Raw genomic sequence first — 20,568 nt, 5'->3', positions numbered from 1 at the left:
TTAAATATTTAAGGTGCTAGTGCCAGGACTTCTGCAACCCATGTCTGAAAACCGGCAACATCGAGATCCAACGCCACATGGGCGTTTGGCTCGCGCTGATAACGCCCTTCAATATCCACAACCGTGGTGCCTGCGGTAAATTCGCCGTGAGTTTCTACCGCCACAAAACACGGTTGAGTCTGAAATAACTCCGGTTTTACCAGCCAGGCAATGGCGCACAGATCGTGCATGCGTAAACCCGTCGCCATGCTGCCGCTGCGGTAATGGCTAAACAGCGCATGCAACATTTTGCCGGTTTGGTTGAGTTCTGACAGCGTCGCCAGATATTCCGGACTCAGCAACGCCTGGTTGGTGACGTCGAGACCGCACATCACAATTTCCAGGCCACTTTCAAATACGCGCGCGCCCGCTTCGGGATCGATAGCAATATTAAACTCGGCATTTGGCGTGAAGTTGCCGCGTCCTGCCGATCCGCCCATAATCACCAGGCGTTTGATTTTCTCTTTACAGCCAGGGTATTGGGTGAGCAGCAGCGCAATATTCGTCAGTGGGCCGATTGCCACCAGCGTGACGGGTTCAGGGCTGGCATTTAAACAATCATAAATCGCCTGAAAAGCGGGTTTATCGAGCGGCTGGCGTTGATGTTCCACAAACGCATAACCTTCCATGCCGGACTCGCCGTGCACATAAGCCGCATCGCGCAATTTACGCACCAGTGGCGTGGCAGCCCCCTGCGCGACCGGAATATCCTTCTGCCAAAAGTGCATCAATTGCAAGGCGTTGCGGGTGGTTTTCTCGACGCTGACATTTCCGGCGACCGTCGTCAGCAACTTTAAATCAAGCTGTGGGGCAAAGAGTGCGGCGGCAATGGCTACGGCGTCGTCGATGCCTGGGTCGGTGTCGAGAATAATGGGAGTTCTGCTCATACGTTGCTCTCTTATCTTTTAAGTACATACGGTGCGAATACGGCGCGATTAGCTTACTATGTAGCTCATTTCCATGTTCAGACTCGACCGAGAAAGTGTAATGAAAGTCCCACAGACAAATATTTCAGAATCTGTCACCCAGCATCTTGCGCGCCGGATTATGCATGGCGATCTCGCGCCGGGGCTTTCTTTACCAGGTGAAAACGAACTGGCCGTGGAATATGAAGTCTCCCGCACCTCAGTGCGCAACGCCCTGCAAGTGCTTGCGGCAAAAGGGCTTATCTCGATTCAGGCCAAAAAACGCAGCACGGTGAACAGCCGCGAGCAGTGGAGCCTGCTGGATATTGACGTGCTCGGCTGGCTGGCTGAAGGTGAACTCGATCTGAAACTGGTTGAGCAACTGATTGTGACGCGCCTGATTTTCGAGCCAAACGTGGCAACGCTTGCGGCCTTAAACGCCAACGGACGCGATCTGGCGGCGATGGAAGATGCGTTACAGTTAATGCGCAAAGGCCAGCTCGAGGCGCAGCGATCCTTGTTTGAAGAAGGCGATATGGCCTTTCACCATGCCTTATTACGCGCCACGCATAACCCCTTTCTTTTAGCCCTCGGCAACGCGCTTTCTGCGGCCATGGCGCTCTCGTTTAAACAAACCCTCGAAAAAGATGTGCGTCAGACCAAAGCCGCCGTCGATGAACACTACCAGTTATTCGATGCGATTCGCCTGAAACAGGTCGATAACGCCCGTCTTAAAATGCGCGATATTTTGCTCAATGCTGCCAAAAAACGTATCTGGCAAGATCGTCCGGAAATGTTCGACCACATTATTTGATCCTCATCTGACGTAATTTCGATCTCCCTCACACACTGTGGGTGTTTTTTGCTCTAGCATTCTTGTATTACAAGATTACATGGTTTGTATTACTTGAATGAAAACTCACTGGATTGCCATCGATTGGGGAACAACCAACTTCCGTGCATTTTTGATGCAGGGTTCAAAGCCAGTTTCCAGAATTAGCCAGCCTTGCGGATTGTTATCCGTCGAGAAAGATCAATTTGCACCGACGCTGCAAAACTTGCTGCAAACGTGGTTAGAAGAGTATGGCTGCCTGCCGATTGTGATGGCGGGAATGGTCGGTTCGCAGCAGGGCTGGCATGAAGTGTCTTATGCGCCGCTCCCCTGTGTGGCGAAAGATCTGGCTGCCCGCACGCTGGCTTTCACCACCCCCTGGGGCAGCACGGCGTGGATTATCCCAGGCGCTAACGGCAACAGCCCGTTCTCTCAACCCGATGTGATGCGCGGCGAGGAAGTCCAATTATTAGGCCTGGCATCGCTGCATCCCGCCCGCCAGCACACCGCATTACTGCCCGGCACGCACAGTAAACATGCGTATATGGTGAACGGTGAAATCACCTCGTTCGCCACGTTTATGACAGGCGAAATATTCTCGCTCCTCAGCCAGCATTCCATTCTTGGGCGTGCGCTGCCTGAACAGCAGGAAGATGCAGATGCTTTCTTGTTGGGCGTGAAAACCGCTCAGCAAGGTGCGCCATTCACTCACTTAATCTTCTCAGCCCGCACCCGCCGCCTGGCCGGTGAAATTGCTGAAACGAGCGTTCACAGCTATCTGTCCGGCTTAACTATTGGCTACGAATTGCAGGCACTTCCCGCGGGGTTGCAGGCGTGGGTGGTTGGCAGCCCGGCTTTGACGGCTCGCTATCAGCTTGCGGCAGGACAGATGGATCTCAATCTCATCCCGGAAAATGGCGATGACTGCTTTATTCACGGCCTGTGGCATCTCTTTTGCCAACTTCAAGGAACCCCATCATGAACTCAGAAAACTTCATCGCCCAATGGCAAAAAGAGCCGTTACCGCTGGTCGCTATTTTGCGTGGTATTACGCCGCAGGACGCCGCCGAAGCCGCGGAAATTCTGCTCGACAGCGGATTTCGCTACCTTGAAGTGCCGCTCAATAGCCCGAAGCCGCTGGATTCGATTTCCCTGATGCGAAAAGTGGTCGGCGAACGCGGCTACGTTGGCGCAGGAACCGTGCTGACGGTTGAGCAAGTTGATGCTGTCGCCGAATGCGGCGGGCAATTGATCATCTCGCCGAACTGCTGCCCGGAGGTGATCCGCCATACCCGCAAGCTTGGGCTTATCAGCATGCCGGGGATCATGACCCCAAGCGAGGTGTTCAGCGCCATGGCCGCCGGAGCCAGCGCCTTGAAGCTGTTCCCTGCCGAACATATCAGCCCGGTGATAACCAAAGCCTTTCGCGCGGTGATCCCCGCAGAGGTGGCGTTACTTCCCGTTGGTGGCATTCAGCCCGATGCCGCGCAAATGCGTAGCTACATTCAGGCGGGTGCCAACGGTTTTGGCCTTGGCGGCGGGCTTTATCAAGCGGGCATGAGTATGGCCCTGCTGCGCGAACGTGCGCAGGCTTATCAACACGCCTGGCGCGAGTGTGCAGAATAAATCATGGCGGCATTTATCAGCGGCAGCCTGCAAATCATTGGCGATTACCGCGCCCAGCTTGGTGAAACCCCTGTGTGGTGTATGCGCAGTCATTCATTGTTGTGGGTGGATATTTTGCAACAACGACTGCTGCGTTACTGGCCCGATGAAGACGGACGCATAGAAATTCACGATATGCCGTGTTTCACCAGCGCCGTGCTGCTGACCGAGCAGGTCGAGTGCTTCCTGGTGGTCTGCCAGCAAGGCATTGCGCTGTATAACTACGCCCACCAACAACTGGAATTTATCTGCGCTTATCCAGCGGCGGCGCAGGGCACACGCCCTAATGAAGCGGCGATTGCCCCTGATGGAGCATTGTGGTTTAGCACGATGGACACTCAGGCTGAACGAGCCACAGGCAGTTGGTATCGGTTAAGCGGCAAGTCTGGCTCAGTACAGTTTTTACTGGGAAACCAGCGAGTGCCAAACACCCTGCAATGGGTGGAAGACGACATCTGGTTTGCCGACTCGCTGCTGCACACTTTTTATCGCGCAACGCTTCAAGACGAGGGGTTGCAGATACTTGAGAAATACCCGGTTTGTGGGATCCCGGATGGCTCAGCCCTGACCACTCAGCGCCAATTAATCAACGCCAGCTGGGGAGAAAGTTCTCTTAAGCGCTATCAGATTAACGGCGCTGAATTACAGGAAATCGATCGTTTTGATCTCCCCGTAAGCCAGCCAAGCAGTTGCGCTTTCGGTGGGCCGGAACTTTCGGATCTCTACATGACTTCGGCCCGCGATGGGCTGGCACAACCCACAGCATTTGATGGAGGCCTGTTAAAAATGAGTACCACACTCACTGGCAGCCAAAGCCATCGATTCCTATTTTAAAAATTATAATTATTAAGGTCTTAACTATGAACCCTACAAAAACAAACCGGCAAACAATACTTGTTTGCCTTCTTGCCGCCCTCGCTGGATTGCTGTTTGGTCTGGATATGGGCGTTATCGCGGGTGCACTACCATTTATTGCTAAAGAATTTGGTTTAAGCAGCCACCATCAAGAGATTGTGGTCAGCGTGATGATGTTTGGTGCCGCGTTTGGTGCCTTGTGTAGCGGCCCGATGTCATCTTCTCTGGGCCGTAAAAAGAGCCTGCTACTGGGTGCGGTGCTGTTTGTGATTGGCTCGATTGGCTGCGCATTTGCACACAATGTTGAGATCCTCACGGTCTCCCGCTTCATCCTCGGCCTGGCGGTCGGCGTCGCATCTTTTACTGCCCCGCTGTATCTCTCAGAAATCGCTCCGGAACGTATTCGTGGCAGCATGATTTCGCTCTATCAGCTGATGATCACCATCGGGATTCTGGTGGCGTTTCTCTCTGACACCGCACTGAGTGAAGGTGGACACTGGCGTTGGATGTTGGGTGTGATCACCTTCCCGGCGATTGTTCTGTTTATCGGCGTGTTAACACTGCCGGAAAGCCCGCGCTGGCTGGCGATGAAAGACAGGCATGAACTGGCTGGAAAAGTGCTGAAACTGCTGCGTAATTCCGACAAAGAAGCACAGAACGAGCTCAATCAGATCCGCGACAGTCTGAAGATGAAACAGCGCGGATGGCAGCTTTTCCGCCATAACTCGCATTTTCGCCGTTCCACCTATCTTGGCGTATTACTCCAGTTCATGCAGCAGTTCACCGGCATGACCGTCATCATGTATTACGCCCCGAAAATCTTCGAAATTGCCGGTTTCTCTACCACGCGTGAACAAATGTGGGGAACGGTGATTGCCGGGTTAACGAACGTGCTTGCGACCTTTATTGCTATCGCCCTGGTGGATCGTTGGGGGCGCAAACCTATCCTGAAATTAGGTTTCTCCGGCATGGCCATCTGCATGGGTATTCTCGGTTATATGTTCCATAGCGGGATATCAAACACGACGGAGCAGTACGCCGCCGTTATCGTCCTGCTTATTTTCATCGTTGGTTTTGCCATGAGTGCAGGCCCGCTGATTTGGGTGCTGTGCTCCGAAATTCAGCCGCTGGCCGGGCGTGATTTTGGTGTCACCTGTTCAACGATGGCGAACTGGATTGCCAATATGATCATCGGCGCGACCTTCCTGACGCTCATCGACACCATCGGCAGCCCAAATACCTTCTGGCTTTACGGCGTAATGAACATCGTCTGCATCGTACTGACGATCCTCTTTGTGCCTGAAACCAAAAATATTTCCCTTGAAAACATTGAACGCAATCTTATGCGTGGCGAGCCGTTGCGTCTTATCGGCCAGCAAATCCTCAAGGAAACTCGCCCGAATACGGCCGTGGCGAAATAGCAATACGTTTAACTTTCTGGAGCAGATAAACATGCAGGAAAATCTGGGCAACAATCCCACCGCTGCGGTGGAAGAATCAAAGGTCTACAGCAAGATTACCCGGCGACTGATTCCGTTTTTAATTTTGTGTTATTTCTTCGCCTATCTGGACCGCGTAAACGTCGGTTTCGCCAAACTGCACATGCAAGATGCGCTGAACTTTAGCGACACCGTGTATGGGCTAGGAGCGGGCATCTTTTTTATCGGCTACTTCCTGTTTGAAATGCCAAGCAACCTGCTGATGCAGAAGTTTGGGCCACGCTTCTGGATTGCCCGAATCATGGTGACCTGGGCGGTGCTCTCCGCGGGCATGATGTTCGTCACCACGCCGACGCAGTTTTACGTGGTGCGTTTCTTGCTCGGCGTGGCGGAAGCCGGTTTCTTCCCTGGCATCGTGTTCTATCTCACGCTGTGGTTCCCGTCGTGGCGCTCCGCTCGCACGCTGGGCCTGTTTATTCTGGTGACGCCGCTTTCAACCATTATCGGCAGTCCGCTTTCCGGCCTGATCCTTAAGCTTTTTGAGGGTGTTGGCAGCCTGCACAACTGGCAGTGGCTGTTCCTGGTCGAAGCGATTCCCTCTTTTCTGCTCGCTTTTGTGGTGCTGCGTTATCTCGATAACGATGTGAAATCGGCAAAATGGTTAACTGATGCCGAAAAACAGGTCGTCATTAATGACCTGGCAAAAGATGCCGCCAACCGTGAGCGTGCCAATAAAGGCAAAGTGGATAGCAGCCTGAAAGGCATGCTGAAAAACGGCTATGTCTGGCTGCTGGCGGTGGTGTTCTTTAGCTTCAATATTGGCTACTACGGTATCAACTTCTGGCTGCCGTCGATCATCAAATCCTCCGGTGTCAGCGACGATTTCCATATCGGCCTGCTCGCGGCACTGCCGTATGTTTTCGGTGCCTGTTTTATGGTGTGGAACAGTCGCCATTCTGATTTGAAACAAGAACGCCGTTGGCATATCGCCATTCCAGCCATGATCGGCTGTGTGGGCCTGGCACTGAGTGCGTATTGCAGCGGTTCCACCTTCTGGATGATGGCGTGGATTTGCGTGGCGATGTCCGGCACCCTGGCATTGATTCCCACCTATATCAGCCTGCCTGGCGCCCTGCTTTCCGGCACCGCTGCTGCCGCAGGTATCGCGTTTGTTAACTCCATCGGCAACCTGGCCGGTTTCTTTGGCCCAACGGTTCTTGGCTGGCTGAAAGACACCACCGGACGCACCGATACGGGTTTATATATTCTGGCCGCCTTCTTGCTGTTGTGCGCCCCGCTAATTCTCACTCTGCCAGCCCGGCTGGCAAACCCAAAAAAAGTCATCACTGCACCCGAACAGACAACTGAGCAGTCTGACGCTGCTCAACATATCAACGCGACAATCGATCGCTAACGTTTAGAAGAGATAGAAACTATGAGTGGATGTGGCGGATGTGCCAGCTGTGGCACGCATTTCAACCCGATCCTCGAAGGTGACGATGGCGCACTGAAACGTGCGCTGTACAAATCAATGGGTCATACCGATGAACAACTGCGCAAACCAGTGATTGCCGTAGTGAACAGCTATACCAACGCAACGGCGGGCCATGCCAACCTCAATGAGCTGACAGCCAAAGTGCTCGAAGGCATTGATGAAGCCGGTGGCGTGGGCATGGTGTTTGGCACCATCGCGCCGTGCGACGGCATTGCCGAAGGGCATTTGGGGATGCGCTATATCCTCGCCGCCCGCGAAGTGATTACCGCATCGATTGAAGTGATGATGCGCGCCCACCGTTTCGACGGCATGGTGCTGCTTGGCTCATGCGACAAAATCGTTCCGGCGATGTTAATGGCGGCAGCACGCTTAGATATTCCGGCGATTATGGTTAACGGCGGGCCAATGTACCCGGCGGAATATAAAGGTAAACACTGGGACGGCAATATCGTTACCGAAGCCATCGGCTGGAAAAAGCGTGGTGAAATCAGCGAAGAAGAGTTCGCGCATATTGAAAATATCGCCGAACCTGGCCCTGGCTCCTGCACCATGTACGGCACCGCGAACACCATGTGCTGTATCGGCGAAGTGCTGGGCATGAGTTTGCCGGGTAGCAGTACGCTGCCTGCGGTGTCGCAAGAGCGCCGTGATTGTGCAGTAGAAACCGGCCGCCAGGCAGTAGAGCTGGTGCTCAATGGCGTGAACGCTCGCCAGATTATTACCCGGGAATCCATCCATAATGCGATGGTTTATCTGCTGGCAACGGGCGGCTCAACCAACGCAATTCTGCACTTACAGGCAATTTATTATGAAGCAGAGCTGGGCCATCTGCCGCTGTCAGCGTTTGATGAACTGAGCCATAAAGTCCCGTTAGTCGCGTCGCTGTATCCGGCTTCCGAGCATGACATGATCGATTTCTGGGAAGCGGGTGGCGTGCAGGCAGTAGAGGTTGAAATCAGCAAGCTGATGCATCTGGATGCGCTGACGGTGGCAGGTAAAACCAAAGCTGAACTGATTGCCGAAACAAAACCAAGTTGCCGCCCGGAAGTGATTCATACGCTGGCGATTCCTGTGCGAAATGAAGCGGGCGTTGCCGTGCTGCACGGTAATCTTTCGCCACTCGGATGCGTGGTGAAACCGGCTGCCGTACCGGAAAATCTAATGGTGTTCCGTGGCCCTGCGGTGGTGTTCAACAGCGAGCTGGAATCAGTAGAAGCGATCATGTCCGGTCAAATTCAGCCGGGCAGCGTGCTGGTGCTGCGCTACGAAGGGCCGAAAGGCGGGCCTGGCATGCCGGAAATGTATAAGCCGATGAAATCGCTGGAAGGCATGGGGCTTTCTGATACTTGTGCCCTGATCACCGACGGGCGTTTTTCTGGCTCCAACCGGGGTTTGTTCGTGGGTCATATTTCGCCTGAGGCGGTAGACGGCGGCGAACTGGGGCTGGTGGAAAATGGCGATGAAATCTCGATTGATATTCCATCGCGCACCCTGACGTTGCACGTAGCCGAAACCGAACTGGCTACGCGTCGTGAAAACTGGCAGCCGGTCGATAAAGAAGTCCCGCGCGGTTTCCTGCGTTTGTATCGCCGTTGGGCGCTACCTGCCGCGCAAGGTGCGGTGCTGGCCGACCGGGAGGAAGACTGATGACTAAGCACTATTCGGCGCAAGACATCGGTGGCGTGAATCCGATTACCGCAATGCCGTTTACCGCTGGCGGCGAAATAGATGAAGTGAGTTTTGGGCGCCTGCTGGAGCATCTTTCCGCCAGCGGCGCGCAAGGCACTACGCTATTTGGCATCGCCAGTGAGTTCCCGAAATTGCATGATCAAGAACGTGACCGACTGGCGCAAATGTTTGTCAGCACTCTGGCGGGTAGCCCGCTTTATCGGGCGATGTCAGTGACCGATCACAGCACCGAGCTGGCAGTCAAACGGGCGCGTTACTACGCCAGGTTGGGCGCGGATGCGCTAATGCTGCTGCCACCGTTCTTTCTCAGCCCTAATCCACAGGCGATTCAGGAGCATATTTTTGCCGTGCTTGAAGCGGTCGATATCCCGGTGATGGTGCAGTACGCACCGGGCGAAACTGGCCTGGCGATTACGCCTGAACAACTGGCGGCTGTCGCGGCGCGATATCCGCATGCGGTATTCAAAATCGAGTGTAACCCGCCGGTCGACTACACCCGAGATTTCCTGAAACTGGCACCACAGGCAAGTGTGCTCAACGGCTATGCAGGGCTGTATATGCTGCAAATGCTGGCGACAGGCGGAAAAGGCGTGATGCCGGGATGTTCGTTTACCGAGGTTTATGTGCGGATTTATCAGCACTGGCAACGGGGCGAAACGGCGCAGGCCGAGGCGTTACATCAGGCGTTGTTGCCGTATATCCAACGCTGGATGACGCATTGCGAATACATCATTCAGGTTGAGAAAACGATTCTGAAGCGGCGCGGAATTATCGCGACTGATTATTGCCGCAAACCTGGCTGGCCGCTTTCCAGCGAAGACCATCAGACGATTGATCGCTTCCTGAGCGAATTCCAACTCTAAACTTAGGCTGCGGGTAAGCCGCAGCTTTTTGAGGTTAACAAGATGGGTAGTGAAAAATCACCACGCGTTGTGATTGTGACCGGAACCAGTCAGGGGATCGGTCAGGCCATTGCACAGACCTTTCTGGACAATGGCGACATCGTTATCGGCTGCGCTTTTTCTGCGTTAGAAAAAGCACCCAATGCCCGGAAGATGCTGGCTGAATATCCCGATCGTTATTTCTATTTTTCCGTCGACGTCACCAAAACGGAATCTATTAAGCAGTTCGTTATTGATGCCGAAAAGCTGTTTGGTCGCATTGATGTCGTGGTTTCTAACGCGGGCAAAAACGTATTCAAAGGCATCGACTGCGAAGAGAGTGACTGGTCGCATAACTTCGATTTGAATCTGCGATCCCACTGGTACCTGGCGAAATGTGCGCGCCCGGCGCTGCGCAAAAGCAACGGGGTGATTATTGTTATTACCTCGAATCACGCCTTCTCGACCATGCCGGGTTGTGCGCCCTACAACATCAGTAAGCGGGCGCTGTTGTCGCTGGTGCAAAGCCTAACTATCGAATGGGGACCAGAAATCCGAACCGTGGGTATCGCGCCTGGCTTTATCGATACAGATGGCAACCAGGTGTGGTTCGACTCGCATGCTGATGGAAAAATGGCACGCGAGAAAACCATAAAAAAGCACCCGGTTGGGCGTATTGGCCGCTCAGAAGAAGTTGGCGATCTTTGCCTGTTTTTATCCAGCGATAAAGCCGGATTTATTGCCGGGACAACGATTGTGATGGATGGCGGGCGCAGCGCAATTATGCAGGATGAGGAAGACGCCTGAGTTTCTGGCAAAGAAAAATGGGGAGCCTAAGCTCCCCATTTGAAACGGATGACGGTATTGCTTATCCACCCTACACTTCTTTCACATCCACTCGCAGTTCACGCGGCACTTCGAAGATAATATTTTCTTCGCGCCCGACCAACTCGCGGGTTTCGCTGCCGCCTAACTCACGCAGGCGAGCCAGAACGTTTTGCACCAGGATATCTGGCGCGGACGCTCCTGCCGTAACACCAACACATGCCACATCTTTAACCCAGGATTCCTGGATATCCATCGCATCATCAATCAGATAGGCGGCTTTGCCCATGCGTTGTGCAAGCTCTGCCAGACGGTTGGAGTTGGACGAGTTTTTCGAGCCAACCACCAGCACCACATCCGCTTCATCAGCCAGCGCACGCACGGCTTCCTGACGGTTAGTCGTTGCGTAGCAAATGTCGTCTTTACGTGGGCCGATGATTTTCGGGAAGCGTTTACGCAGCGCGTCAATCACGTCAGAAGTGTCATCAACGGAAAGCGTGGTTTGCGTCATAAACGAAAGTTTTCCTTCGTTTTTCACATCCAGCTTGCTGACATCTTCCGGCGATTCAACCAGGTACATGCCACCTTTCGGGTTGCTGTACTGGCCCATGGTGCCTTCCACTTCCGGATGACCGGCGTGGCCAATCAGAATGGATTCTTCACCACGGCGGCTGGCGCGAGCCACTTCCATATGCACTTTAGTCACCAACGGGCACGTCGCATCAAACACCGTTAAATCACGGCCTTTGGCTTCGTTACGCACCGCCTGGGAAACACCATGTGCCGAGAAAATCAGGATTGCACCATCCGGCACTTCACTGATCTGCTCGATGAAAATCGCCCCACGTTCACGCAGGCTATCAACCACGTAGCGGTTATGCACCACTTCGTGACGGACATAAATCGGCGCGCCGTAAATAGCCAACGCGTTTTCAACAATGCTGATAGCGCGGTCTACCCCGGCACAAAAGCCGCGTGGGTTAGCCAACAGGATCTGCATTCAACGCCTCCAGTACCGGGTCAATTTCCAGTACTTCGATATCAAAATGAATGGTTTGCCCGGCAAGTGGGTGGTTAAAATCAACGGTGATGGAATCGCCGTTAACTTCACGCACCACGCCTGGCATCTCGCTGCCATCCATTCCTGTGAACAGCATAATGGCACCCGGCACCGGCTCGCCCGCGTCAATAAATTCACGACGCGAGAAATACTGGATCATGTCCGGGCTTGGAATACCAAACGCGGATTCAGGTGCCAGAGAGAACGCCTTTTTGTCCCCTGCTTTCAAACCGACTAGCTGGTCTTCCATGCCTGGCGACAGTGTTTCATCGCCCAGCGTGAAGAGTGCCGGTTTGCCGTTGTTGCGGGTCGACTCGGCAGTGGAGCCATCTTCGAGTTTCAGCGTGAAATGCACGAAAACTCTGCTATTGGCCTGGATAGACTCAGCCATGGATTACCCTTTTTCCTTAGCGGGCTTGTCGGAGGAGACAAAGAACCCCTCCAGCACAATCAGCGCCGCGCCGATACAGATTGCCGTATCGGCCAGATTAAACGTGGCGAAGTGCCAGTCGCCGACATAGAAATCAATCATGTCGACCACAAAACCGTGCCATAAACGGTCAAACAAGTTTCCGAGTGCGCCGCCAATGATTAAAGCATAGGCGATATTATTCAGCTTCTGCGTCGCTTTAGCGCGATACATCAGCACCGCCAGAATCACGCAGATACCAATGGCGATACCCGCGAAGAACCAGCGCTGCCAGCCGCCTTTATCCGCAAGGAAACTAAACGCGGCACCGTAGTTACGGGCATAGTGCAGATTGAGCGACGGGAACAGCGATACGGTGTCCCCCAGCATGAAATGCTGGAGGATCAGGTATTTACTGCCCAGATCGACAATCAGGACTACGACCACCAGCCACAGCCAGCGCAGACCAGTCGAACTAATCGATTTACTCATCAGGCAAATTTACGCTTTTCGCCGTCACCGGCAATGTTAGTGACACAGCGGCCACAGATTTCTGCATGTTCCGCTACCTGACCGACGTCGGTGGTGTAATGCCAGCAACGCGGGCACTTCTCACCGTCAGCTTTACGCAGAGCCACTTTCAATCCTTTAAGGATTTCGCTTTGCTGCGCGTCTTCCGTTGCCTGCGCATAATCGGCAACTTCAGCACCTGAGGTCAACAGGACAAATCGCAATTCCTCGCCCAGACTGTTGAGCTTCGCTGCCAGTTCGCTGTCTGCATACAAAGTCACTGCTGCTTCCAGAGAACCGCCCACACGCTTGTCAGCACGCGCTTGTTCGATGACTTTGTTCACTTCGCCACGTACGGTTAACAGGGTGTCCCAGTAATCGTTGTTCATGGTTTCGCTATCAGCCAGGCCGAACAAACCTTCGTACCATTCGCCGGTAAAGACATATTTCTCGCGCTCACCTGGCAGGTAAGCCCAGATTTCATCAGCGGTGAAGGACATGATCGGTGCCATCCAGCGAACCAGCGCTTCGGCAATGTGGTACAGAGCAGTCTGGCAGCTACGACGCGCCACGCTGTCGGACTTCGCGGTGTACTGGCGGTCTTTAATGATGTCGAGATAGAATGAACCCATTTCGATGGAGCAGAAACGCATCAGGCGTTGCACCACTTCGTGGAAGTCGTAGTTTTCGTAGGCTGCAAGGATATCGGCCTGTGCTTCTTGCGCACAACCTACCGCCCAGCGGTCCAGTTTCACCATCTCTTCTGGTTTCACCATATCGGTTTCTGGATTGAAGCCGTTCAGGTTCGCCAGCAGGAAGCGTGCGGTGTTACGGATACGACGATAAGCGTCAGCAGCACGTTTCAGGATTTCGTCAGAAACCGCCATTTCGCCAGTGTAATCCGTCGATGCCACCCACAGACGCAGGATATCCGCGCCCAGTTTGTTCATCACGTCTTGTGGAGAAACGGTGTTACCGATGGATTTAGACATTTTGCGGCCCTGACCATCAACGGTGAAACCGTGAGTCAGTACCTGGCGGTATGGCGCTTTGCCTTTCATCGCCGTCGAAATCATCAGAGAAGACATGAACCAGCCGCGATGCTGATCCGAACCTTCCAGATACATGTCTGCTGCATGGCCGCTGAACTCTGGGCGCACATCTACAACAGATGAATGTGTTGAACCGGAGTCGAACCACACGTCCAGGGTGTCTGGCACTTTGGTGTAGTTGTCAGCGTCATCGCCCAGGATGTCGCGCGGATCGAGATCCCACCACGCCTGGATGCCGTCTTGCTCCACGCGTTTAGCGACTTCTTCCATCAGCTCCAGCGTGCGCGGGTGCAGCTCTTCTGTGTCTTTGTGTACAAACATGGACATTGGCACGCCCCATGTACGCTGACGAGAGATACACCAGTCCGGGCGGTTCGCAACCATAGATTCGATACGCGCCTGGCCCCAGTCAGGGATCCATTGCACGCCTTTGATCTCTTTCAGAGACTGCGCGCGCAGGCCTTTTTGATCCATGCTGATGAACCACTGTGGCGTTGCACGGAAGATGATTGGTGTTTTGTGACGCCAGCAGTGCGGGTAGCTGTGCAGCAGTTTTTCAACATGCAGCAGAACGCCTTTATCACGCAGGATATTGACGATCAGGTCGTTTGCTTTGAACACCTGAACGCCGTCCAGACCTTCATACGTACCTGGCAGGTAGCAACCGTCCGGGCCAACCGGGTTAGCGATTTCCAGGTTGTATTTCTGGCTGATCACGTAGTCGTCTGGACCATGGCCACCTGCGGTATGCACCGCGCCGGTACCGGCTTCCAGCGTAACGTGCTCACCCAGAATAGCGGGAACATCGAAATCTAAGAATGGGTGTTTGTAGCGGGTCAATTCCAGGTCTGCACCTTTGGCAGTACCCAGAACGGTCCAATCGGTAATAGCCGCGCTCTTCATGACACCTTCGAGCAAATCTTTCGCGACAATCAGCGCCTGACCGTCAACCTGAACCAGCACGTATTCAAATTCTGCATTCAGAGAAACAGCGCGGTTAGCTGGCAGAGTCCACGGAGTGGTCGTCCAGATAACCATTGAAACCGGGCCGTTTACTTGTGTTGCACCAAACTTCGCTTTGACCGCGTCGGCATCAACAGCCTTGAAGTTCACGAAGATGGATGGAGACGTTTTGTCGTAATACTCAACTTCCGCTTCAGCCAATGCTGAACGGCAGTCAACGCACCAGTGCACAGGCTTAGCGCCTTTATGCAGGTGGCCGTTACCGACGATTTTACCCAGCGCACGGATGATGTTCGCTTCGGTTTTGAAATCCATAGTCAGGTACGGACGTGACCAGTCGCCCAGCACACCCAGACGGATGAAGTCTTCGCGCTGCCCATCAACCTGCTCAGCGGCGTATTTACGGCACGCGGCACGGAATTCAGCGGCAGACACTTTCTCACCTGGCTTACCGATAAGCTGCTCTACTTTCAGCTCGATTGGCAGGCCGTGGCAGTCCCAACCCGGAACATACGGGGAGTCAAAACCGCTCAGTCCTTTGGACTTCACGATAATGTCTTTCAGAATCTTGTTGACTGAGTGACCAATGTGAATGCTGCCGTTCGCGTATGGAGGGCCATCATGCAGAATGAAGGATTTTTTGCCTTTCTTTGCATTACGGATGATGCCGTACAGGTCATCATCATTCCAGCGAGCCAGCATGCCCGGTTCACGTTTAGCGAGATCGCCACGCATCGGGAACCCTGTTTCCGGTAAGTTCAGGGTAGATTTAAAGTCACTCATTAGATTCTCGGTTCCGTATTTCGGTTTTGAGGAAAGCCAGCTCAGGTATTAGACCCAAAAAATTCGCGGGCGGTTACCACATCTTTGGCGATTTGCGCTTTCAATTCATCAAGCGAAGCAAACCGTTGTTCATTTCGTATTTTCTTGTGGAGCACCACATCTATATGGTGCCCATATAAGTCCATTACAACGTCCAGCAAATGGACTTCCAGCTGTTGGCGCAGGCCCGCCACCGTTGGGCGCGTGCCGATATTAGCAACGCCTGGCAGCAGTTTGTCGCCAAGGCCTGCGACTTCTACCGCAAATACCCCTTTTACCGGGGAGACCTGACGACGAAGCGGTAAATTCGCCGTTGGGAAACCAATGGTTCTTCCGAGTTCATCACCATGGACAACGCGCCCGGAGATGATAAACGGATGACCCAGTAAACTTTCAGCCAGCGCTAAGTCGTCCTCGGCCAAGGCCTGACGCACCGCTGTGCTGCTAATTCGCACGCCGCCTTCACAGAAAGTTTGCGTACTGGTGACGTCAAAGCCAATATCCTGCCCAGCCTTCTGTAATAACAAGAAATCCCCCTGGCGACCAGCGCCAAAGCGGAAATCATCACCTACCGCGAGGAATTTTACCCCGAGGCGGTCGACCAGCAGATCGCTGACGAAGTTTTGCGCGGTGAGTGCAGCAAAGCGACGGTCAAATCGCACGCACAACACGTAGTCCACTCCACACTCGGCCAAATAACGCAGCTTTTCGCGCAGCCTTGTCAGGCGTGCTGGAGCTTTATCACCCGCAAAAAGCTCAAGCGGTTGCGGCTCAAAGATCATGACCATCACCGGCAGATTGCGCGCACGTCCTTCCGCACACAGCCCTTTTAACAGGGACTTGTGGCCTCGATGAACACCGTCGAAATTCCCAATGGTGAGGACACACCCGTGGTGGTTCTGGCGTAAATTATGTATGCCGCGTATCAGCTTCATGGCTGGCTCAAGACAGTGGAAATCGGCGGATTATATCAATTACCACGGTGAAGGTTAACCGGCGATTGTACCCTTTGACATAAAGCGTGAAGGATTTCATCGCGCTGGCGTCTGGTTTCTCTATAGATGCGCATCACTGGACGATTTTTGTTGCTTAAAGCTGTATTCATGAGCATGAAGCTGGTAGAATCCGCGCCATCACAACGTAAGAGGCTCCGGAAATTTAACGGCGCTTATTTGCACAAATCCATTGACAAAAGAAGGCTAAGAGGGCATATTCCTCGGCCTTTGAATTGTCCACATAGATCATATTTGGGAGTTGGACCTTGGCTAATATCAAATCAGCTAAGAAACGTGCTGTACAGTCTGAAAAGGCTCGTAAGCACAACGCAAGCCGTCGCTCTATGATGCGTACTTTCATCAAGAAAGTATACGCAGCGATTGAAACTGGCGACAAAGCTGCTGCACAGAAAGCATTTAACGAAATGCAACCAATCGTGGATCGTCAGGCTAGCAAAGGTCTGATCCACAAAAACAAAGCTGCGCGTCACAAGGCTAACCTTGTAGCGCAAATCAACAAACTGGCTTAATCGCCAACTTGTTGTTAGCTTAAAAAAAACCGGCTTCTGCCGGTTTTTTTATATCTGAAATTTGAGCTTCTGAATCAAGCTTCTTTGAACAGAGCCGAATAATCCCGGTTACACACACGCTGCACCGCGGGGTGCTGAATCATTCGTTCAGCGAATATCGCGTGATATTCTTCCATCACATTCTCTACGCGCCCGATTTCGACAATACTCTCATCTTTGTAAGTGTCTTCACCGTAAAGAGTTGGTGCGACAAATATCGCATTGTGTGCCGCCCCAAAAGCTTTCATCAGTGCCGCATCATCAAACTCGCCGAGGATCTCAACATTCAGCCCCTGGCCATTAATCCAGTTGAGAATTTTGCGCCCTAACATTGAACGACGACCCGGAATCAATAAGCGTCGGGTTTCCAGGCATGCAGGGAATGGCAAATCAGGCACCGGATTCTGGCTCCAGAAGCTAATCCCGCATTCGCCGATTTTTACCGAGAACAACCCTTCTTGCTGGGTCGAATCAATCGGGCAATCCGAGATAATCATATCCAGCTTATGTTGGCTCAATTGTTCGAGCAGCATTTCGTGTGTCGATTCAAAGCAGCGCAGGTGAATTTGTTCATCCTCAACCACCGCGGCATCCAGCACCCCGCTGACCAGACGTTTTGATAACGCATCGGCAATACCCACATCAAACAGCAGGCTCGACTCTTTGCGATAGTTGACGATATCCAGCATCTCCTGGCTTAGCGTAAACATGCGGTCCGCATAACGAAATACAAGCTGGCCCAGCTCAGAAGGGACTAAACCACGCCCCTGGCGACGGAACAGTTTACCTTGCAGGCGTTCTTCTAATGCTTTGATTTGGCCGGTAATGGTTTGTGGCGTCAGATACAGAGCTTCTGCTGCACCTACGACAGAACCTTCTTTGCACACGTGCCAGAAATAGTAGAGATGATTGTAATTTATGTGTGACATGCGTTGTTCGCTCCCTGATAAACCATCCATTTGCTAACGGCTCCCAAGGAGCCGTTAGTGGAATATTAATTATGTTTTAGTTGCGGGCTGAAACGACTTCTCAACATGCAGTAACCCACCACTGCTGAAAGCAGCGACCCAAGCAGAATACCCAGTTTCGCCCAGGTAATGAGTGCCGGATCCGCACCGTCGAATGCCAGCGATGCGATGAAAATCGACATCGTAAAGCCGATTCCGCATAGCACACCCACCGCCATAATCTCTTTGCAGGTTGTCCCTTCAGGCAAGGTTGCCAGTTTAAATTTCAGGGCAGCCCAGCAGAACAGGCTAATGCCCAGCGGCTTGCCGATAAACAGACCCGCCATAATCCCCATTGGCAACAGCGAGGTTAAGCCGGCAAAAGTTACACCGCTCAACGACACGCCTGCATTGGCAAAAGCGAACAGTGGCAGAATCAGGAACGCGACCCAAGGGTGAAGCACATGCTCCAGTTCTTTTGCCGGGGAACGCCCGTCTTTCTCTTTAAGCGGAATAAGGAAGCCAATGATGACCCCGGCAAGCGTTGCGTGTACGCCCGATTTCAATACCGCAGTCCACAATACGACCCCCACCAGAATATACAAGCCGGTGCGACGAACGTTGCAGATGTTCAGTAATGCCAGAACCGCAATCGCCCCCGCAGCAACCGCCAGCGACAGAATTGAAAGATCGCTGGTGTAGAACAAAGCGATGATAACAATCGCGCCCAGGTCATCGATGATCGCCAGCGCCATCAGGAACACTTTAAGCGCGACCGGCACACGGTTGCCCAGCAATGCCAGAATACCCAAAGCGAAAGCGATATCCGTGGCAGCCGGGATCGCCCAGCCCTCACGGGTGATTGGGTCCTGGAAGTTAAACAGTAAATAGATTGCCGCTGGAACAACCATGCCACCCAACGCCGCAATCACCGGGAACGATGCCTGACGCATACTGGCAAGCGAGCCGCTCACCATTTCACGTTTCACTTCCAGACCAATCATCAGGAAGAAGATGGCCATCAGTGCATCGTTCACCCACAACAACAGGTTTTTACTGATATCCAGAGAACCGATACGGACTTCTACCGGCGTGTTCAAAAACGATTGATATAACTCGCTGGTGGAACCCAGATTAGCAAGAACCATTGCCAGCACTGCGGCAAGGATCAAAAAGATGCCGCTTGAGACATCGCTATGGAAAAAGCATTTTAGTTTTTTTGTCATTCTGTCATCCCGGTTTTTCAACTGCCTTAAATCATTTAGGGCTTTAATATGTATTAAGCATAGCCTGTCTAATACATCGAGAAAAGTAGATTATATAGCATCAAACAATCGGAAATAACGAAGCATCTTGCTTGTAGAATTAATACATTTTTAGCGCATAAAAAAGCCTGAATCAAAAAACAAACGATTCAGGCTTTTGTACTGCTGAAGGGAATTGGGGTTTAGCGGGTCAAATCATCAAAGAACTTTTTCACGCCGTCAAAGAAGTTCTTTGAACGCGGACTGTTCTTTTCACCGCTTGGGCCACCAAAGCTTTCAGCCAAATCGCGCAGCAGTTGTTTCTGCTTTTCGTTCAGGCTGACAGGGGTTTCCACCACAACGCGGCACAGCAGATCGCCCTGAGCGCCGCCACGTACGGATTTCACACCTTTGCCACGCATTCTGAACAATTTGCCCGTTTGCGTTTCGCCCGGCACTTTCAGGTTCACACGGCCATCAAGCGTAGGGACTTCGATTTCGCCACCCAACGCAGCCATCGCGAAGTTAATTGGCACTTCGCAATACAGGTTGTTGCCTTCACGTTCGAAGATCGGGTGCTGTTTAACCTGAACCTGAACGTACAAATCACCTGATGGAGCGCCATGCTCACCCGCTTCACCTTCGCCTGCAAGACGAATACGGTCACCGGTATCGACGCCCGCCGGGATTTTCACCGACAGGGTTTTCGTTTTCTCTACACGGCCATGACCATGACAGGTATTGCACGGATCTTTAATAATAGAGCCACGACCCTGGCAGTGCGGACAACTCTGCTGCACGGTGAAGAAGCCCTGGCGCATTTGCACCTGGCCTTGTCCATGACAAGTCGGGCAAGTCTGCGGCTTAGAGCCAGCTTTCGCGCCGCTACCGTGGCATACACCACACTCTTCAAGCGTTGGGATACGGATCTCTTTGGTGACGCCACGAACCGCTTCTTCCAGCGTTAAGTCCATGTTGTAACGCAAATCGGACCCGCGGGAAGCGCGTTGACGACGGCCACCACCGAAGATGTCACCGAATACGTCGCCAAAGATATCGCCAAAGTCAGCACCGCCACCGCCAAATCCGCCGTGACCGCCGCCGCCCATCCCGCCTTGCTCAAATGCGGCATGACCATATTGGTCGTAAGCAGCGCGTTTTTGATCATCGGTCAGGATTTCGTAGGCTTCTTTAATTTCTTTAAATTTGCCTTCGGACTCTTTGTCACCCTGATTACGATCCGGGTGAAACTTCATTGCCAGGCGTTTATAGGCTTTCTTGATTTCACGCTCTTCCGCGTTTTTCGGAACGCCTAAAACCTCGTAATAGTCTCTCTTCGCCATCTTTTTTGTCTGCCCCTAACATGCGGGCA

At 52.9% G+C, this 20,568-nt stretch carries 19 protein-coding genes; 10 read left to right on the top strand and 9 right to left on the bottom strand.

The window, feature by feature from the left end:
• Window positions 1-8: 8 nt before the first annotated feature.
• On the bottom strand, window positions 9-926 hold the full coding sequence (rihC, locus tag DY231_RS03435) for a ribonucleoside hydrolase RihC (protein WP_115627283.1): 918 nt from the start codon (window positions 924-926) through the stop codon (window positions 9-11).
• A gap of 100 nt (window positions 927-1,026) precedes the next feature.
• Here rihC and DY231_RS03430 point away from each other — a divergent pair, with 100 nt between their 5' ends.
• The 9 genes from DY231_RS03430 to DY231_RS03390 all read left to right on the top strand — a co-directional run bounded on the left by DY231_RS03430 (window position 1,027) and on the right by DY231_RS03390 (window position 10,607).
• Window positions 1,027-1,758: a FadR/GntR family transcriptional regulator gene (locus DY231_RS03430; protein ID WP_115627282.1), complete on the top strand. Its 732-nt coding sequence runs from the start codon at window positions 1,027-1,029 to the stop codon at window positions 1,756-1,758.
• A gap of 97 nt (window positions 1,759-1,855) precedes the next feature.
• Complete coding sequence (locus tag DY231_RS03425) at window positions 1,856-2,758, top strand: 2-dehydro-3-deoxygalactonokinase (RefSeq protein WP_115627281.1); 903 nt, start codon at window positions 1,856-1,858, stop codon at window positions 2,756-2,758.
• Window positions 2,755-3,402, top strand: a complete 648-nt coding sequence (locus tag DY231_RS03420) for a 2-dehydro-3-deoxy-6-phosphogalactonate aldolase (RefSeq protein ID WP_115627280.1) — start codon at window positions 2,755-2,757, stop codon at window positions 3,400-3,402. The genes DY231_RS03425 and DY231_RS03420 overlap by 4 nt, the downstream gene beginning before the upstream one ends.
• 3 nt (window positions 3,403-3,405) lie before the next feature.
• Window positions 3,406-4,275 carry an SMP-30/gluconolactonase/LRE family protein gene (locus DY231_RS03415; protein WP_115627279.1) on the top strand — a complete coding sequence of 290 codons (870 nt, stop codon included), beginning with the start codon at window positions 3,406-3,408 and terminating at the stop codon, window positions 4,273-4,275.
• Window positions 4,276-4,301: 26 nt separating this feature from the next.
• Window positions 4,302-5,717: a sugar porter family MFS transporter gene (locus tag DY231_RS03410; protein ID WP_115627278.1), complete on the top strand. Its 1,416-nt coding sequence runs from the start codon at window positions 4,302-4,304 to the stop codon at window positions 5,715-5,717.
• A 31-nt stretch (window positions 5,718-5,748) separates the two neighbouring features.
• Window positions 5,749-7,149 carry an MFS transporter gene (locus tag DY231_RS03405; protein WP_115627277.1) on the top strand — a complete coding sequence of 467 codons (1,401 nt, stop codon included), beginning with the start codon at window positions 5,749-5,751 and terminating at the stop codon, window positions 7,147-7,149.
• Between the two features lie 21 nt (window positions 7,150-7,170).
• Window positions 7,171-8,877, top strand: coding sequence for a dihydroxy-acid dehydratase (ilvD, locus tag DY231_RS03400; protein ID WP_115627276.1), 1,707 nt, complete (start codon window positions 7,171-7,173; stop codon window positions 8,875-8,877).
• Complete coding sequence (locus DY231_RS03395; protein WP_115627275.1) at window positions 8,877-9,782, top strand: dihydrodipicolinate synthase family protein; 906 nt, start codon at window positions 8,877-8,879, stop codon at window positions 9,780-9,782. Before ilvD ends, DY231_RS03395 begins: the two co-directional genes overlap by 1 nt.
• A gap of 42 nt (window positions 9,783-9,824) precedes the next feature.
• Window positions 9,825-10,607 (top strand): SDR family NAD(P)-dependent oxidoreductase, encoded by a 783-nt coding sequence (locus DY231_RS03390; RefSeq protein WP_115627274.1) that lies wholly within the window; start codon window positions 9,825-9,827, stop codon window positions 10,605-10,607.
• Between the two features lie 70 nt (window positions 10,608-10,677).
• Here DY231_RS03390 and ispH read toward each other — a convergent pair whose 3' ends face one another.
• From ispH to ribF, 5 genes are read right to left on the bottom strand one after another with little or no spacing between them, the layout of a single operon-like run.
• The gene (gene ispH, locus DY231_RS03385; RefSeq protein WP_115627273.1) at window positions 10,678-11,625 is read right to left on the bottom strand and encodes a 4-hydroxy-3-methylbut-2-enyl diphosphate reductase; all 948 of its coding nucleotides are present in this window, start codon (window positions 11,623-11,625) and stop codon (window positions 10,678-10,680) included.
• Window positions 11,606-12,076: an FKBP-type peptidyl-prolyl cis-trans isomerase gene (gene fkpB / locus DY231_RS03380; protein ID WP_034498546.1), complete on the bottom strand. Its 471-nt coding sequence runs from the start codon at window positions 12,074-12,076 to the stop codon at window positions 11,606-11,608. The genes ispH and fkpB overlap by 20 nt, the downstream gene beginning before the upstream one ends.
• 3 nt (window positions 12,077-12,079) lie before the next feature.
• Window positions 12,080-12,586 (bottom strand): signal peptidase II, encoded by a 507-nt coding sequence (gene lspA, locus DY231_RS03375; RefSeq protein WP_115627272.1) that lies wholly within the window; start codon window positions 12,584-12,586, stop codon window positions 12,080-12,082.
• Window positions 12,586-15,402 (bottom strand): isoleucine--tRNA ligase, encoded by a 2,817-nt coding sequence (ileS, locus tag DY231_RS03370; RefSeq protein ID WP_115627271.1) that lies wholly within the window; start codon window positions 15,400-15,402, stop codon window positions 12,586-12,588. The genes lspA and ileS overlap by 1 nt, the downstream gene beginning before the upstream one ends.
• Window positions 15,403-15,443: 41 nt before the next feature.
• Window positions 15,444-16,376 (bottom strand): bifunctional riboflavin kinase/FAD synthetase, encoded by a 933-nt coding sequence (gene ribF / locus DY231_RS03365; RefSeq protein ID WP_115627270.1) that lies wholly within the window; start codon window positions 16,374-16,376, stop codon window positions 15,444-15,446.
• 326 nt (window positions 16,377-16,702) lie between these two features.
• On the opposite strand from ribF, the gene rpsT reads away from it, so the two are divergent.
• Window positions 16,703-16,966 (top strand): 30S ribosomal protein S20, encoded by a 264-nt coding sequence (gene rpsT, locus DY231_RS03355; protein ID WP_034459390.1) that lies wholly within the window; start codon window positions 16,703-16,705, stop codon window positions 16,964-16,966.
• Window positions 16,967-17,040: 74 nt separating this feature from the next.
• Here the strand turns inward: rpsT and nhaR are convergent, their stop codons facing one another.
• The 3 genes from nhaR to dnaJ form a co-directional block, all read right to left on the bottom strand.
• On the bottom strand, window positions 17,041-17,934 hold the full coding sequence (gene nhaR / locus DY231_RS03350) for a transcriptional activator NhaR (RefSeq protein WP_034498557.1): 894 nt from the start codon (window positions 17,932-17,934) through the stop codon (window positions 17,041-17,043).
• Between the two features lie 65 nt (window positions 17,935-17,999).
• The gene (gene nhaA / locus DY231_RS03345; protein ID WP_115627269.1) at window positions 18,000-19,178 is read right to left on the bottom strand and encodes a Na+/H+ antiporter NhaA; all 1,179 of its coding nucleotides are present in this window, start codon (window positions 19,176-19,178) and stop codon (window positions 18,000-18,002) included.
• A gap of 221 nt (window positions 19,179-19,399) precedes the next feature.
• On the bottom strand, window positions 19,400-20,539 hold the full coding sequence (gene dnaJ / locus DY231_RS03340) for a molecular chaperone DnaJ (RefSeq protein ID WP_034498562.1): 1,140 nt from the start codon (window positions 20,537-20,539) through the stop codon (window positions 19,400-19,402).
• Window positions 20,540-20,568: the final 29 nt, after the last annotated feature.

The sequence above is a fragment of the Buttiauxella agrestis genome, assembly GCF_900446255.1.
Lineage (GTDB): Bacteria > Pseudomonadota > Gammaproteobacteria > Enterobacterales > Enterobacteriaceae > Buttiauxella > Buttiauxella agrestis.
Note: the sequence above shows the minus strand (reverse complement) of the source record. Positions and strands in the feature narration are given on the sequence as shown.